The organism is Alkaliphilus crotonatoxidans (assembly GCF_054658015.1).
This window is the reverse complement of the sequence record NZ_BAAHXS010000006.1, coordinates 1238659-1255114: the sequence shown is the minus strand read 5'-3', so window position 1 is coordinate 1255114 and position 16456 is coordinate 1238659. Positions and strand designations below refer to the sequence as shown.

Genomic DNA, 16456 nt, shown 5'->3' with positions numbered 1-16456 from the left:
GACAAGATGACCATTGCCAAGGAAAGAAAACCAAGTATAGTAAAGCCAGTACTCATTGTAGTCAGCGCCTTTTTAATGGTTCCCTTACTTACCGCAGCCATTACATATTATTCTAGTCAAAGCTTTCGGTATAAGGCTAATGAATTTCTTTCTGCCGTTTTGCCTGGCAGGGCAGGGAGCTATTTTGCCAGCCAACCCACCAAAGAAGAAAAGGAAGAAATTAACCGATTAATAGCAAAGCACTATATCAACTATGATGATGATCGGTTGGTGGACAAGCTCCTGCTAATTAAAAATGAGGATACTCAATTATACAATGATATGATTATCCTTTTAAACCGGGAAAATTCCACTAAAATGGCAAGAGTAAGGGAAGTCATTAGGAGAAATGAATTAAATAGCAATACACTTCAACGAATATTAGAAGAAATTGACATTGAAACTCAGACCACTGCTGATGAACTTGTGAGGTATTATACTTCCCTAAAGGTTAGTAATGCCATTGGAGAAATTGAAAGGACCTTTCAGGCCGGGGAGTTAACCCTGGAGCAATTGCCTCAGGTCTTTGAGAAGCTTCCCCTGGATATCAGTGCAAAATATCTAACCTATTTAGATCATGATCTTCAGCAAAAAATCAGGTTCAGGCTGTCAAACAGCACTAAAAACGAACTAGACAAGCGAATTGAAGGAATCAGGCTTAGAACCAACCAAATGATAGAAACAGCACAGATACTGGAGAACAAGCAAATTGACGAGCTTCTTTCAGAAATCGGAAATAATGAGCAGTATACACAAGAGGATTTAGCCATTATCTACCGAAATTTGTCACTTAAAACCGGCGGTAGCGTATTGGCCCGGGTGAATGATCCGGAATTTATTAATAGTCTGTATGAAAGTATAACCGAGCTTGAAAGGCTTAATCGGGAAAATAACAGCTTTTCAAAAAATCTAGCAGCGACGGTTCAAATTTATCAAAAATATAACAGCAATATTGATGAGCTGGCTCAGGTCTATCAAAAAATGACAGTTCAGGAGCTGGCGGCCATGGCAGACCAAATGCTAAAGGGAAATCAGGTTTATCAACGTCATCAGCTAGACGACGGACAAGAGCTGATCTTTACCCAGGAGGAGCTGTTGATTGATGTCTTTAAACAACTGAAACCAACCCTGGTGGCAAAAGTCATGGAGCAAATGGATACAGCCAGGGCTGTGGAGCTTTCCAGTAAAATGATGGCTAATTAAACGGAACCATGAAAGGAGGTGAAAAGATGATAGAAGGATTAATGCAAAATTTAGAGGTCAGTCTTCAGAATCGGGCGCAACAACCAAAAGTCGGTAATGCTGGAGCAGGAAAAAGCTTTGCCGAGGTCATGGGAAACAAGCTCAAGGAAGTCCGTGGAAACAAGGCTACCCAAGGACAGCCCCAGGAAAGAAGCGTTGAAGAACAAAAAGCCACAACTCAAAAAACTGCTGCTAAACAGGAGACATCAGAAGCTAAGGAGCTTGAAGCAGAGACACCTTTAGCCGATGAGGAAAATCAGGATGAATCGACTGTATCGGAATCAGCAATACAATTGTTGACCCAGGAAGTTATTCAAATGCTGCAGCAGCTGGCTCAAAACCCAGAGACAAAGGCCCTGGCAGAAGAAATCACCGGGCAGCTATTGGCAGCTGATCTTGAAGGGACAACAAGCCTGGAAGGGCTGCTGGAAAGTTTAAATCAGCTGTTGGCAGCAGACCTACCTGAGGAGCATATCCAGACAATGGAGCTTTTAAATCAGCTGGGCCTAGAAGTAATGGGGGAAGAGGAGGCTAAGGCCTTCATGAAGGAGTTAAAAATTGCCTTGGATGAAAATGTTCCTGTTGATGAAAAGGCCAGAATTACTGTTGAGGCTCAGACTCAAAAGGGTCAGGAGAATCTGATTGCTGATGTTGCTGATAAGGTACAATCCGATTCAGCCCTGCCAGAGCAGACCTTTACCCAAGAAACGGCACCCGTTGAGGAGCCTGTAGCAGCAGCCTCTGAAAAAAATACCGCTAAAAATTCAGAGGAATCCATTGCCAAAGGGATGCTGGAGGAAGCCCCCGAGCTAAAGGAGGTAAACCAGAACCTTCATGGAACAGCTCAGGTTAACCTAGGTGCCAAGGCAGAAGCGGCCCTTGATGAAATCAAAGGTGAAAATGTACAAATTGAAGCCCGGGAGATTATCGAACAAATTGTCAATCGAGCTGAAATCAGCCTTAAGGAAGGCAAGAGTGAAATTAAGCTCCAGCTGATGCCGGAAAATTTGGGCAGTGTCTTTGTTAAAATCTCCATGGAAAAGGGTTCCATGTCAGCCAAGGTCTATGCAGAGAACCTACAGGTAAAGGAATTGATTGACAACAACCTGAACCAATTAAGAATTAATCTTGGAGAAAAGGGAATCAACGTATCAAGCTTGGAGGTCTCTGTAGGGCAGGATCCCCATGATTTCCACAGACAACAGACCTATTACCAGCATCAGAGCAAGCTGAAGCGCTTAACCAATGAACGAATCAATCAAAGGGTAATGGGGGTAATGTACCAAGAATCAAGTCAACCCTTGAACCCCTATGTAATTGAATCAAACTTTGATGGCTTAGCCTAAGGAGGTTATCGTAATGGCCAGTAATGCAATCAATGATATCGAGGTGCTCCCGGGAGGGTATCGTACCTATGAACCAAAGGAAAAAGAGTTTGACTCAGGTATTAATAAAGATACCTTTATCAAATTGTTAGTTACACAAATGCAAAATCAAGATCCGTTAAATCCAATGGATGACCGGGAATTTATATCTCAAATGGCTCAGTTCAGTGCATTGGAACAAATGCAAAACCTTAACGAAAATCTAAACACCACTCAAATGGGTATCATGGATCACATTACCCAAATGAACAATAACCTGGTGAAGAGTCAAACCACCATTTCCAAGAGCCTAGATCAGATGAGTAAAATCCTCAAGCTGATGGCTGAAAGTCAGGGAATAGAAATTCCTGAAGAACCGAAAGAAACCGATGAGGTGGATGATTCTAATGAAACACCACCGGTAAATGACGATTCCGAAGAATAGAGGCTTTAAACCGGGTGCTAGGAGGAACGAGGATGTATCAACCTATTAATATAAAAATCAATCCTTTACAGCAGCAATCCCAGCGGACCCAGGCAAAACAGAACTATCAGAGTCATTCCAATATCAGCTTTGACCAGTTATTAAAGCAGCAAATCAACCAAAGTCAAACGCTGAAATTTTCCAAGCATGCCATGGAGCGGTTAGAAAAAAGAAACATTCAGCTGACACCCCAAGACCTTGCCCGATTGAATCAAGGCTTAGAAATGGCCTCCCGAAAGGGAATCAAGGAAACCTTGATTATGATGGATAATAGAATCTTTGTGGCCAGTGTCAACAATAAAACAGTTATCACCGCTGCCCTGGAGGAACAGCTAAAGGACAATGTATTCACTAATATCGACGGTGCAGTAATCGTATAGCCGGACCAATCCAGGAGGCTTACCATCCTTGACCGATCGATGGGATGGATGCACCGGTTTAGAATAAAAGGAGGTCAATTTAACTATGATGAGATCAATGTTTTCGGCAGTCTCTGGCCTAAGGGCCCATCAGACCCGAATGGATGTAATTGGTAACAATATCGCCAATGTCAATACTGTAGGCTTTAAGGGCTCCCGGGTAACCTTTCAGGAGGTATTCAGCCAAACCATAAAGGGAGCAGGCTCGCCCCAGGACGGCCGTGGCGGAACCAACCCCCAGCAAATTGGTCTGGGAATCGATGTTTCTTCAATGGATACCTTCCATATTCGGGGGGCCGTTGAAAGAACCGACTATAACACCGATTTAATGATCAATGGCGAAGGCTTCTTTATTGTTGCCGACGATGCCAATTTCTTAAATCACAGCTATACAAGGGCTGGTAACTTTGCCATCGACGAGGCCGGCAATCTGGTCACCGCCGAGGGCTACCGGGTACTGGGTTACATGGCCGATGAGAATGGAGTGGTACAATCTACCCTTGGGGGCCTGATTATTTCTAAATCCACTACCTTTGATCCTCAAGTGACTACAGAGGTAACTTTTGAAGGGAATTTAGATAGCGAAACAAAGAGAACTGATCAATTCGATCCACAGCCTACTGGAACTGTAGGAGACGGTAATCATGTGTATGTACAAAAGCCACATCCCAGTGGAGGAGGCGCTGTGGTTTATGAGGTGAATCCCGACTTTGAAGATGCCATTGCAAGGGAAACAACCTATCAGGTTTACGATAGTCTTGGTGGTGTTCACCAGATTAAACAGGCTTATATTAAAACTGGAGAAACAACGTACACAGTAGCCACATTCTATGTAGATAAGGATGGCAGCATGTCAACTGCAGCAGGAGATGTTAACTTGGTATTTGGTACTAATGGAAGACTATTAGATACAAGTGCCGACAGTATGAATATTACTATAGGGGCAGGCTTTACAAATGGAGCCGGGGAATTTAGCTTCGATGTCGACTTTAGCAAGCTCAAAATGGCAGCCAATAAATCCACTGCTTCAGCCCAGCATATCGATGGCTATAAGCAGGGAACGTTAGAGGACTTTACGATTGCTGCCACCGGTGAAATTGTTGGGGTCTTTGATAATGGACAAAAAAGAGTGTTGGGACAAATTGCAATGGCCAACTTTAAAAACCCTGCCGGCCTTGAAAAAACAGGAGGAAACCTATATCGAAGTACTTCCAATTCAGGTCAGGCCATCATCGGAGTACCAGGGTCAGGGGGCTTTGGAAATCTTAACCCAGGGGCTTTGGAAATGTCCAATGTAGATTTGTCTAAGGAGTTTACCTATATGATTACAACCCAAAGGGGCTTCCAGGCAAACTCAAGAATCATTACCACCAGTGATGAAATGCTTCAGGAAGTAGTGAATATGAAGCGATAGTATGAATAAATGACAGGGTCTGGGTGCTTCGGCACCCAGGGCCTAATAAAGGATGGTTAGGATGATTAAATTAAAGCGATTAAATGCCACGGATATCGTGATAAACGCTGAATTAATTGAAATGGTCGAAGAGACCCCCGACACAATCATAACCTTGACCAATGGGCATAAAATGGTGGTTGCAGACAGTGCCGATGAAATAATTGAAAAAGTCATTACATATAAACAAAAATTATTTAAAGGTTTCCTGCTAAACCGAATGGAACCGTAGAAATGGGGTGTAATCTTGGATATATCAACAATAATAGGGATAATTGTAGGGATGGTATTCGTAATACTTGGAATTTTAGCCGATGGTGATTTACCAACGTACTTTAACATCGCATCCATCCAAATCGTTTTAGGGGGAACAATTGCTGCCACATTTGTTTCCTATCCCCTACAGAAGGTATTAGAGGCCATGAAGATTGTGTCAAAGGCCTTCAGCAACAAACAGGTGGAACCCGGAGAGATTATCAATAAGATCATCGGCTTGGCCAATATAGCCAGAAAGGAAGGGCTGCTGGCCCTTGAAGAGGCATCCGACAGCATTGGCGACAGCTTTTTACAAAAAGGGGTTATGCTGATCGTTGACGGTACAGACCCAGAGCTGGTTAGAAATCTATTGGAAACGGAGCTTTCCTTTGTGGAAGAGCGGCATAAAAATGGGCAGGGGATTTTTGAATCCATGGGAACCTACGCACCGGCCTTTGGTATGATTGGTACCCTAATTGGTCTGATCAACATGCTTAAAAAGCTTGAAGACCCTTCTTCCATCGGCGCCAGTATGGCTGTGGCCTTGATCACTACCTTCTATGGGTCATTAATGGCAAACCTGATTTTCCTACCCATTGCCAATAAATTAAAGCTTAGAAGCCGTGAGGAGATCTTAAGAAAAGAGATTATGGTAGAAGGACTGTTGTCGATTCAGGCCGGTGAAAACCCAAGAATCATTGAAGAAAAGCTAAAGGCCTTCTTACCACCTAAATCAAGAGAAAACCTGACTGGCAAGCAGGAAGGCGTGGAAGCAAATGGCTAGAAAAAGAAAAGAAGAAGCTCCGGCACCAGGTTCTCCAGCGTGGATGACCACCTATGGAGATATGGTTACCCTGTTATTATGTTTCTTTGTGTTGTTATTTTCCTTTTCAACAATTGATGCCAAAAAATTTCAATCAATCATCCAATCCTTTCAGGGGGCATTGGGGGTCTTAGATTCAGGACAAACAATTGAAATGTCAGACTTTATTTCCGAAGGGATGGCAGATGAGCTTACCACCAACCAAATGGAAGAATTAGAGGATTTTAGAAAGCTAAAGGAAAAGCTCGAGGAATTTTTAGAGGCAAATGGTCTGGATAACGATGTACTGGTAACCCTCGAGACCAGAGGTTTGATTCTTCGCTTTCAAGACAGTGTCTTATTTGATTCAGGCAGTGCAGAATTAAAGCCTGGCTCAAAGGAGCTCTTAAATTACCTGTCAGAATTTTTAATGGAGCCTGAATTTGAGTCAAAATTCGTCAGGGTAGAGGGACATACCGATACGGACCCCTTAAGGCCTAATTCCAGATATGAAACCAACTGGGAGCTGTCGGTGGCAAGGGCATCTAATGTAGTTCGCTATTTAATAGAAGAAATTAATTTAGAGCCAAGACGTTTTTCTGCCTCGGGCTATGGAGAATATCATCCCGTAGCAGATAACGAAACAGTTGAGAATAAGGCAAAAAACAGACGGGTTGACATTGTTATACTAAAATCAGAGCTTGCAATTTCATTGCCGTAAGCTGGCTAATTGGAGGATAGAGCATGGATACAAAAAAATTACTTACTTTCACACTCATTGGAGTCATATTAGCGGGGGTTGTCTTCGGTGCCGTATTCTTCTTCATGGTATATAGCCCTAACATGACTGTTAAGGCAACAAATACCTATGAGTATAGTATGGCAGATTTTACAACCAATTTGGGGGCTGTAAAGAGCTATTTCAGAGGCTCCATTGTGGTAGAGACCACCAACAAGAGGCTTATTGAGGAATTTGAAGCCCACAACGCCGAACTAAGAGACGCCATTATACAAATTCTGATATCCAAAAAGCCTGAAGATTTACTGGATATCAGCGGTCAGCAGGCCCTGAGGGAAGAAATAAAAGCTGCCATTGGAAAAGTATTAACAACCGATGAAATTACAAATGTTTATTTTATCGACTACATTGTACAGTAGGAGGTGAAGCAGTTGTCTGATGTATTATCCCAAAATGAAATAGATGCCCTGTTAAAGGCAATCAGTACAGGGGAAGTCGACGCCGAAGAGATAAAGGACGAAAAACAGGAAAAGAAAATCCGAAATTATGATTTTAAAAGTCCAAAAAAGCTTGCAAAGGATCAGCTTAGAACATTGCAAATTATTCATGAAAATTTTTCAAGGGTCTTAAATACCTTCCTTTCAGGCTATTTGAGGAGCTATATTCATACAGAGGTCTTAACAGTTGAGGAATTGTCCTACTATGAATTCAACAATTCCATTGTTAATCCGGCAGTCATCTCAATTGTAAATCTGTATCCCTTGACGGGCCAAATCGTTTTGGACATATCACCGTCAATTGCCTTTACCTTCATAGATCGTATATTAGGAGGCATCGGTAAAAACTTTGATGAAAAAAGAACCTTTACAGAAATTGAAACAACCTTGATAAGAAAATTAATGAAGCAGGTATTGGAATTAATGATTGATCCCTGGGAAAATGTCATTGAGCTTCAGCCTCAATTAGATAAGATTGAGACCAATTCCCAGTTTGTACAGATCGTTTCCCCTAATGAAACAGTAGCATTGATTACCTTAAGCTTAAAAATTGGTGAAACAGAAGGCATGATGAATATTTGTATTCCCCATATTGTCATTGAGCCGATTTTAGATAAGCTAAGTACTAAATTTTGGTTTTCCAATATCAGTAAGTCCGTTACAGAAACTGACAAACTGACTCTGAAAAAACGGGTAGAGAGAAGTCATGTAAACATTTCAGCCTTAATGGGGTCCACGATGATTACAGTCAAGGATTTCCTGGGGCTTCAAAAAGGTGATGTAATTAGGCTGGATAATCTTGTTAATCAAGAGCTGGAAATTTTGGTTGGACAACGTCAAAAGTATTATGGCGTTCCTGGTACTGTGAAAAATAAAGTCGCTGTAAAAGTTACGAGGATTGACAAGAAAGGAGATGAACTAGATGACTGATATGTTGTCTCAAGAAGAGATTGATGCCCTCCTAAATGGAAGTAGCGGAGGAAATGAAGTAGAAAATAACCAAAAGGATACCTATACTGATTTCAACAACGAAGAAAAGGACACCATTGGAGAAATCGGAAATATCAGCATGGGAACTGCTGCCACCACCCTTTCAACCCTTCTGGGGAATCGGGTTAATATCACCACACCAAAGGTATCCTTGCTTGATATAAACCAGTTGTCAGAAGAATATGATATACCCTTTGTAGCCGTGGATGTAAAATACAAAGAAGGTCTTGAGGGGCTTAATGTACTAATCCTGAAGGAAAATGACGTCAAGATTATTACCGACCTTATGATGGGCGGCGAAGGAAACATAGGGGCTGAGCCTCTGACAGATATTCATTTAAGTGCCATCAGTGAAGCCATGAATCAGATGGTGGGCTCTGCCTCCACCTCTCTTTCAGAAATGTTCAGTAAAAAGATCGATATTTATCCTCCCAGGGTATTTCGGTTGGAGCTGAATTCACCTGATTTTGTAGACCTATTCCCAGAGCTTTCTATGCCCTTTGTGAGAATATCCTTTAGAATGGAGATAGGAAACTTAATAGACAGCGAGATTATGCAATTGATTCCCCTGGACTTTGCCAAAGAAATGGTTGATAAGCTGTTGTATAGCTATACGCCTCAAGAGGCTTCGGCAGCAGAAGAAGCTGTCAGGGTAGAAGCCAGGCCTCAGAAAGTCGTTTCCCAGGAAATATCGCAGCAATCCAACCAGGGGGGCTATGGCCATGGACAGGCTCCAGCTCAGCAATCAGCTGCTAATCCTGTTAATGTGCAGCCAGTATCATTCCAATCCTTTGATCAGTCAAGCAGTAAAGGGTTGCCTGAAAACATCGATTTAATTCAGGATGTTCCCCTTAATATTACTGTAGAGCTGGGGAGAACCGTTAAACGAATTAGTGAAATATTAGAATTTGGGCCTGGTACCATTATCGAGCTGGATAAACTGGTAGGTGAGCCCCTGGATATATTGGTCAACGGTCAATATGTAGCCAAGGGTGAAGTGGTTGTAATAGATGAAAACTATGGTATTCGAATAACCGATATTGTCAATACCACAAAACGCTTTGCAAAACTCTAAAGCGAGAACTCCATTACAATTAATTATTAATCGCCCATCAAAATTCATTGAATTTAACTAACTTCTAGTTATATAATACCATTAGGGGTAGTTTCTGTCGCAAATTGTTTAATTTTAGCGACTAATGGAAGGGTATAGATACAATACACAGATATTTAAGGAGGAAATATTAATGGCAAAGGGAATTTTAATCGTGGATGATGCGGCATTTATGCGAATGATGATTAAGGACGTACTGACCAAAAATGGATTCGAGGTTGTAGGAGAGGCTGAAAATGGTGCCAAGGCCATTGAAAAATTTAAAGAGCTTGGGCCCCTATTAACCATTATGGATATTACCATGCCAGAGGTCGATGGAATACAGGCAGTAAAGGAAATTAAAAAGCTTGATCCAAATGCCAAGGTTATTATGTGTTCTGCCATGGGACAACAGGCCATGGTAATTGAAGCAATTCAAGCCGGAGCAAAGGACTTTATCGTTAAGCCCTTCCAGGCAGATCGGGTTATTGAGGCAGTAAAAAAGGTAATCGGTTAAAGCCGGTGAAGCAATGTTAAATCAGATTTTTACGATCATTTTGCTTCTGATGGCAGTGGCCCTAGTGGTTGGCCTTGCCTACTTGACCACCCTGTTGATTGCCAAAAAATCAAACATGATGATACATAGCCGTTCAATTAAGGTTTTAGAACGTTCAGGGGTTGGCCTTCAAATGAACATTACCATCGTTCAAATTGCCGATCGGGTATATTTTTTAGCCATTCAAAATAAAAATGTTACCCTATTGGATGCCATGCCCCTTGACGAATGGCTTAAGTATCGTGAGGCACAAGCAGCAAAGGATATGATTGGAAAAGAGCTGTTTAAAAAGGACATGGCAGTGACGAAGGAAATCAAAAAACTGCTTAAGAAACCGATTTTAAAAAAAGGTGAGGATCACAACACAGATGGAAACAATTAGAGGACTATATAAAACCAAATTGAAGTGGCAGTGGTTGTTGGTTTTCATTGTCATAATGACCTTGATCAGCGGTTGGCGGGTGGAAGCCCAGCCCAACCTGCCAATTCCAAGAATTGGTTTGTCTGTTGAAGGAGCTGAATCACCCCAACAGGTTGCCTCTTCCATTCAAATTCTATTACTATTGACAATTTTATCGATCGCTCCGTCAATTTTGATCATGATGACGGGCTTTACAAGAATCATTATTGTACTTTCATTTTTAAGGAATGCGCTGGCAACTCAACAGACACCACCAACTCAGGTTTTAATTGGATTGGCGCTGTTTCTTACCTTCTTTATCATGGCTCCAATCTTTGTAGAAATAAACCAGACTGCCATACAACCGTATTTGGCTGAGGAAATAAGCGATACTGAAGCTTTAGAGGCGGCAATGAAGCCCTTAAGGGAGTTTATGTTTAGGCAAACCAGAGAAAAGGATCTGGCGCTTTTTATGGAAATAGCCGAAAATGAGGTGCCGGAATCCCTTGAGGATATTCCTACAACGACACTGATTCCAGCTTTTATCATCAGTGAATTGAAAACGGCCTTCCAGATGGGATTCATTCTGTTTATTCCTTTTATTATTTTGGATATGGTGGTGGCCAGTACATTAATGTCTATGGGGATGATGATGCTGCCGCCGGCTATGATCTCGCTGCCCTTTAAAATACTGTTATTTGTTCTGGTTGATGGATGGAACATACTGATTAAGTCCTTGATCGTAGGCTTTAAATAGGGGGGAATTAAATGAGTGAAGCAATGGTAATAGAACTGGGTCAACAGACCATGACCACCATCCTGCTGCTGGCTGCCCCAATGCTTTTAATTGGCCTCTTGGTGGGGCTTGCTGTCAGTATATTTCAAGCCACAACCCAGATTCAGGAGGCGACTCTAGCCTTTATTCCCAAAATTGTTGCTATTTTTGCATCCATTGTTATTTTTGGTCCTTGGATGTTATCAGTACTAATTAATTTCACAACTAAATTATTTAACAATATTAGTATCTACATACAGTGAAGAGTGATAGGCCATGGATCAACTACTAGAGGTAATACAACTAAATTTACATATTTTTATTTTAATTGTCTTTCGTGTCACGGGGATCTTTGTAGCGGCACCCATCTTTGCCCGCAGTAATTTTCCTGCATTAATGAAAATAGGCTTGTCAGTAACCATTGGTTTCATTTTAATGCCAGTTCTGGGAAACAGTGCAGCAATAGAAATCGGCAGTGTTTTACAGCTTGCTCTTTACGTACTAACAGAATTTATAGCAGGAATTTTAATCGGCTTCATTGCCTTTATGTACTTTTCTGCTCTGTATTTGGCGGGCACCATTATTGATACCCAGATGGGCTTTGGTATGGTAAATGTATTTGATCCCCAAACCAACACCCAAATTCCGGTAATGGGTAACTTTTATAACAATTTATTGTCCCTTTTATTTGTTGTATTGAATGGACATCACCTGTTAATCAGGGCTTTAACCGACAGCTTTCAAATTTTGCCCCTAGGAACCAGTTTTACGCTGGGCTCAGAGGGAGTTGCAAAAATAACTGTCATCATGACTGAGTTCTTTGTTTTGGCAGTAAAATTCAGTGCCCCAGTATTGCTTACTATCCTGCTGGCCAATGTTTTGCTGGGGATTTTAGCCAGAACCATGCCTCAAATGAATGTATTCATTGTGGGCCTGCCCTTAAAGATCTTTGTTGGAATGCTAACGGTTATTATTTCACTACAATTTATGCTGCCCTTTACCCGTCTCATTTTTGATAAGCTATTTACTTCAATCTATGAAATGCTCAAGATCCTTGCAAAGGGATGATGAAATGGAATTTATAATTAATTTACAGCTTTTTTCAGAGGAAAAGACAGAAAAAGCAACCCCTAAAAAGCTGAGGGAATCAAGGGAAAAGGGGCAGGTTCTGCAAAGTAAGGAAATTAACTCAGCCACGATGCTGCTGGGAGCCTTTGCAGTTGTTAGCTTTGCAGGTGGATTTATAGGAAATTCAATGCTAAAGCTTACCCAATTTGTTTATCAGGATTATTTGAGTCTAGACTATATATTTTCTCAAAGAAACCTTTTACAATTGATGACCACAGCCCTCATTTATATTTTGGTACTATCCCTGCCCATTGCCGGGATATGCCTGATAATTGGACTGGTAAGCAGTTATATGCAGGTTGGCTTTTTATTTACCACAAAGCCACTGGGGATAAAATTCAGCAAGCTGAATCCCATAGAAGGCTTTAAAAGAATGTTTTCTTTGAAGTCCCTGGTGGAGCTGGTAAAATCCTTTATTAAAATTGTGGCTGTTGGTTATGTGGTTTTAAGCTATGCCAGGGGCCAGATTAGCACAATCTTAAACACCATAGAAATGAATGTAGAGAGCATTGTCACAACATTATCAGATATTGCCATTGGAATTGGCTATCGGGCCGGTTTGGTACTGGTATTTCTAGCCATATTAGATTATATGTACCAAAAATATGATTACGAAAAGCAAATGAAGATGACAAAACAGGAAATTAAAGAGGAATATAAGCAGACTGAAGGGAATCCTCAGATTAAATCGAAGATTCGTGAAAAACAACGTCAAATTTCAATGAGAAGAATGATGCAAGAGGTACCAAAGGCCGATGTGATAATTACCAACCCAACTCACTTCGCCATTGCCGTTAAATATGATCCCCACCAGGCACAGGCCCCCAAGGTCTTGGCCAAGGGACAGGATCTAATTGCACAGCAAATTAAAAAAATAGCCATGGAAAATGACGTGCCAATTGTAGAAAATAAACAATTAGCCCGAACATTATATGATGTGGTGGACATAGGAGATACCATTCCACCAGACTTGTATCAGGCAGTGGCAGAGGTCCTTGCCTATGTATACCAAATGAACAAAAAGAAGGTCTAAGGGGGGTCAGTAAATGAAATTTGGAGACATTTTAGTTGTGCTTGCTGTGATAGCCATTGTAATCATTATAATCATCCCCATTCCATTAGGAGCCTTGGATGTATTATTAAGCTTTAATATTTCATTGGCGCTGCTGGTTCTGGTCATAGCCATGTATACAGAAGAAGCATTAGATTTTTCGATATTTCCTTCATTGTTGCTATTGACAACCCTATTTCGGCTGGCGCTGAATATTACCACCACTCGATACATCCTTACCTCTGGGAATGCAGGAGGGTTAATCGATACCTTTGGAGACTTTGTTATGCAGGGGAATGCAGTGGTAGGTTTTATTGTCTTTTTAATCATTATGATCGTTCAATTCCTGGTCATTACAAAGGGGTCAGAGCGGGTTTCAGAGGTGGCAGCCAGATTTACACTGGATGCCATGCCCGGAAAGCAGATGGCTATTGATGCTGACCTGAATGCCGGTTTGATAGATGATAGAGAAGCTAGGGAACGAAGGAAAAAGGTTCAGCGGGAGGCCGACTTCTATGGGGCCATGGACGGAGCCAGTAAATTCGTGAAGGGTGATGCCATAGCAGGTATCGTTATTACAATCATCAATATATTAGCCGGATTTGTGATTGGATGGATGGGAGGTCTGGATTTAGGGTCGGCCATACAAAAATATACCCTGCTAACCGTAGGTGACGGTCTTGCCAGTCAAATTCCAGCCCTGTTAATTTCTACTGCCACCGGTATTGTCGTAACCAGATCCGCCTCTGAAGGAAGCATGGGCAATGATCTGATTAAGCAGTTATTTAAGCAGCCTAAAATTATGTTCATTATTTCAGGTGTATTGGCAGCTTTAGCCCTTACTCCCCTTCCCAATGTACCCTTCTTTTTCGTTTCAGCAATTTTCCTGGTTCAGGGAATGCGAATGCGAAAAGCCAGTATGGAGGAAGAATTTGATCATATTACTGATGAAGTTGATGAGGCAGTTGAAGAAAGAAGAAGGCCCGAAAATGTCTTACCGCTGTTAAATATTGACCCCATTGAGCTGGAATTTGGTTATGGAATTATTCCCCTGGCCGATGCCAATCAAGGGGGAGACCTCTTTGATCGTTTGGTCATGATTCGAAGGCAGGTGGCAATGGAGCTAGGTATTATTGTTCCTATGATCCGCCTTCGAGATAATATACAGCTGGAGCCCAATCAATATATTATTAAAATTAAAGGAATTGAGATTAGTAACGGAGAAATTATGTTTGACCACTATTTGGCCATGAATCCCGGAATGGCCGATGGAGAGCTGGAGGGAGTCGACACCACTGAACCGGCCTTTGGGCTTCCTGCAAAATGGATCAATGAGCAGGAAAGGGAAAAGGCTGAGGTGCTTGGCTATACAGTGGTAGACCCGCCATCAATTATTGCTACCCATTTAACAGAAATCATTAAACGCCAGTCCCATGAATTACTGGGTCGTCAAGAGGTGAAGCAGCTAATTGATAATGTCAGAGAGAGTCAACCGGCTCTGGTTGATGAACTGGTTCCTGGGCAGTTAAGCCTTGGTGATATTCAAAAAGTCTTGAAAAATCTTCTGAAGGAAGGGGTTTCCATCAGGAATATGGTTACGATTTTAGAGACCCTGGCAGACTATTCAAATCTGACGAGAGATACAGATATGCTGACGGAATATGTTAGACAGGCCCTGGCAAAGGTGATTACCAAGCAATTTATCACCAATCAGCCAACCAAGGTTATAACACTGGATCAAAGTCTGGAGCAAAAGATCATTGATTCGATACAACAGACAGATCGAGGCAATTTTATTTCCATCGACCCGGATATCGTTCAAAGATTACTCTCGAACCTTTCATATCAAATTCAAAAACTGACAAATTTGGGAGAGCAGCCTATTATTATAACTGCCCCTGTGGTCAGGTTATATTTTAAACGATTAACAGAACAATTGACCTCTGATTTAGTGGTATTGTCCTATAATGAAGTTGATCCAACAGTTGAAATTCAATCTATAGGGATGGTGAATATTTAATGAAGGTCAAAAAATTCAATGGGGCAGATAATCATGAGGCCATGATGAAGGTAAGACAAGAGCTGGGTCCGGAGGCTGTCATTTTACATCAACGAAAAATAAAGCCAAAGGGCCTCTTTGGCTATTTTAAAAAGCCGATGATCGAAATCGTGGCTGCTGTGGAAGGGCCCGTTGAGTCCATGCCTAAAAATGAACCTCGGCTTCCCGAGGATGCCCTAAAGGCAAGGCTCCCCAAGAAAAATCTGGGGAACACCTCTGGAGGAGAGATTTCAAAGGAAATATTTGAAATCAAAAGTATGCTGTCTTCGGTGGTGAAAAGGGTTAATCAGGAGGAACTGGCTGAATCAATCAAAGGCCTTGGAAATCCAGAACTGGAAAATATATTCTACCTATTGAAGGAGCAGGAACTAGAACCTGAAATTATAGATAAAATCATGAAGGAACTGGCGGTTTATGTAACTAATACCGAAGATAAAAGCCTTATTGATAAAAATGTACTTCATGGCAGAATGATGAAGCTGATTGATCAGTATTTTATTGAGCCCTCAGAAGTTAAAAATACCAAGGTGATATTCTTTGTCGGTCCAACGGGGGTGGGAAAAACCACTACCATTGCGAAACTGGCGGCCCAGTTTGCAATCAGTGAAGGAAAGCAAATCGGCTTTATTAGTGCCGATACCTATCGAATTGCTGCTGTAGAGCAATTAAAAATCTATAGCGATATTTTAGATATACCCGTTGAGGTAATTTATCAGCCTGAAGAAATCCATGGGGCCCTTGAGCGCTTACAGCATAAGGATGTCATCATGGTGGATACCGCCGGCAGAAGTCATCGTAACCATGAGCAGATGCAAGAGCTAAAGCAGCTATTAAATCAGGTGGATGAAAAAGAAGTCTATTTGGTCGTTAGCTGTACATCAAAAAATAACGACATTAAAGAAATTATAAATGCATATCAGTTTCTAGAGGATTATAAATTTATATTTACAAAGCTAGATGAAGCCACAACCTATGGAAGCATATTGAATACTACTATGCAGACCCATAGGCCTGTTTCGTTTATTACAACGGGCCAAAGTGTACCCGATGATATTGAGGAAACAAATATTGAAAAAGTCATAAGCCTTTTAATGAAGGAGGCTTAAAGGC

19 protein-coding genes are annotated in these 16456 nt (G+C 41.5%); all 19 read left to right on the top strand.

Annotated elements, in window-relative coordinates:
• Positions 1–6: 6 nt before the first annotated feature.
• The 19 genes from ACYQ1I_RS18165 to flhF all read left to right on the top strand — a co-directional run bounded on the left by ACYQ1I_RS18165 (position 7) and on the right by flhF (position 16452).
• The gene (locus ACYQ1I_RS18165) at positions 7–1242 is read left to right on the top strand and encodes a MotE family protein (RefSeq protein WP_459767874.1); all 1236 of its coding nucleotides are present in this window, start codon (positions 7–9) and stop codon (positions 1240–1242) included.
• 26 nt (positions 1243–1268) lie between these two features.
• The gene (locus tag ACYQ1I_RS18160; protein ID WP_459767872.1) at positions 1269–2627 is read left to right on the top strand and encodes a flagellar hook-length control protein FliK; all 1359 of its coding nucleotides are present in this window, start codon (positions 1269–1271) and stop codon (positions 2625–2627) included.
• 13 nt (positions 2628–2640) lie between these two features.
• Entirely contained in the window at positions 2641–3090 is a 450-nt protein-coding gene (locus tag ACYQ1I_RS18155) for a flagellar hook assembly protein FlgD (RefSeq protein ID WP_459767870.1), read from the top strand.
• Positions 3091–3122: 32 nt separating this feature from the next.
• The gene (locus ACYQ1I_RS18150) at positions 3123–3509 is read left to right on the top strand and encodes a TIGR02530 family flagellar biosynthesis protein (protein WP_459767868.1); all 387 of its coding nucleotides are present in this window, start codon (positions 3123–3125) and stop codon (positions 3507–3509) included.
• Positions 3510–3594: 85 nt separating this feature from the next.
• The gene (locus tag ACYQ1I_RS18145) at positions 3595–4962 is read left to right on the top strand and encodes a flagellar hook protein FlgE (protein WP_459767866.1); all 1368 of its coding nucleotides are present in this window, start codon (positions 3595–3597) and stop codon (positions 4960–4962) included.
• Between the two features lie 61 nt (positions 4963–5023).
• Positions 5024–5233: a flagellar FlbD family protein gene (locus tag ACYQ1I_RS18140; RefSeq protein ID WP_459767864.1), complete on the top strand. Its 210-nt coding sequence runs from the start codon at positions 5024–5026 to the stop codon at positions 5231–5233.
• A gap of 15 nt (positions 5234–5248) precedes the next feature.
• Complete coding sequence (locus tag ACYQ1I_RS18135) at positions 5249–6040, top strand: flagellar motor protein (RefSeq protein WP_459767862.1); 792 nt, start codon at positions 5249–5251, stop codon at positions 6038–6040.
• Positions 6033–6779, top strand: coding sequence for a flagellar motor protein MotB (locus tag ACYQ1I_RS18130; RefSeq protein WP_459767860.1), 747 nt, complete (start codon positions 6033–6035; stop codon positions 6777–6779). The genes ACYQ1I_RS18135 and ACYQ1I_RS18130 overlap by 8 nt, the downstream gene beginning before the upstream one ends.
• 23 nt (positions 6780–6802) lie before the next feature.
• The gene (locus tag ACYQ1I_RS18125) at positions 6803–7216 is read left to right on the top strand and encodes a flagellar basal body-associated FliL family protein (RefSeq protein WP_459767858.1); all 414 of its coding nucleotides are present in this window, start codon (positions 6803–6805) and stop codon (positions 7214–7216) included.
• A gap of 12 nt (positions 7217–7228) precedes the next feature.
• Positions 7229–8224 carry a flagellar motor switch protein FliM gene (gene fliM, locus ACYQ1I_RS18120; RefSeq protein ID WP_459767856.1) on the top strand — a complete coding sequence of 332 codons (996 nt, stop codon included), beginning with the start codon at positions 7229–7231 and terminating at the stop codon, positions 8222–8224.
• Positions 8217–9359 (top strand): flagellar motor switch phosphatase FliY, encoded by a 1143-nt coding sequence (fliY, locus tag ACYQ1I_RS18115; RefSeq protein ID WP_459767854.1) that lies wholly within the window; start codon positions 8217–8219, stop codon positions 9357–9359. The genes fliM and fliY overlap by 8 nt, the downstream gene beginning before the upstream one ends.
• Before the next feature lie 172 nt (positions 9360–9531).
• Positions 9532–9894: a response regulator gene (locus ACYQ1I_RS18110; RefSeq protein ID WP_459767853.1), complete on the top strand. Its 363-nt coding sequence runs from the start codon at positions 9532–9534 to the stop codon at positions 9892–9894.
• A 13-nt stretch (positions 9895–9907) separates the two neighbouring features.
• Complete coding sequence (locus tag ACYQ1I_RS18105) at positions 9908–10315, top strand: flagellar biosynthetic protein FliO (protein ID WP_459767851.1); 408 nt, start codon at positions 9908–9910, stop codon at positions 10313–10315.
• Complete coding sequence (gene fliP / locus ACYQ1I_RS18100; protein ID WP_459767849.1) at positions 10302–11090, top strand: flagellar type III secretion system pore protein FliP; 789 nt, start codon at positions 10302–10304, stop codon at positions 11088–11090. The genes ACYQ1I_RS18105 and fliP overlap by 14 nt, the downstream gene beginning before the upstream one ends.
• 11 nt (positions 11091–11101) lie before the next feature.
• A complete protein-coding gene (fliQ, locus tag ACYQ1I_RS18095) occupies positions 11102–11371 on the top strand; it encodes a flagellar biosynthesis protein FliQ (RefSeq protein WP_459767847.1) in 270 nt (89 codons plus the stop codon).
• A 13-nt stretch (positions 11372–11384) separates the two neighbouring features.
• Positions 11385–12176, top strand: coding sequence for a flagellar biosynthetic protein FliR (gene fliR, locus ACYQ1I_RS18090; RefSeq protein WP_459767845.1), 792 nt, complete (start codon positions 11385–11387; stop codon positions 12174–12176).
• Between the two features lie 4 nt (positions 12177–12180).
• Complete coding sequence (flhB, locus tag ACYQ1I_RS18085; RefSeq protein ID WP_459767843.1) at positions 12181–13269, top strand: flagellar biosynthesis protein FlhB; 1089 nt, start codon at positions 12181–12183, stop codon at positions 13267–13269.
• Positions 13270–13282: 13 nt separating this feature from the next.
• Complete coding sequence (flhA, locus tag ACYQ1I_RS18080) at positions 13283–15307, top strand: flagellar biosynthesis protein FlhA (protein WP_459767841.1); 2025 nt, start codon at positions 13283–13285, stop codon at positions 15305–15307.
• Positions 15307–16452, top strand: a complete 1146-nt coding sequence (gene flhF / locus ACYQ1I_RS18075; RefSeq protein ID WP_459767839.1) for a flagellar biosynthesis GTPase FlhF — start codon at positions 15307–15309, stop codon at positions 16450–16452. Before flhA ends, flhF begins: the two co-directional genes overlap by 1 nt.
• Positions 16453–16456 lie beyond the last annotated feature (4 nt).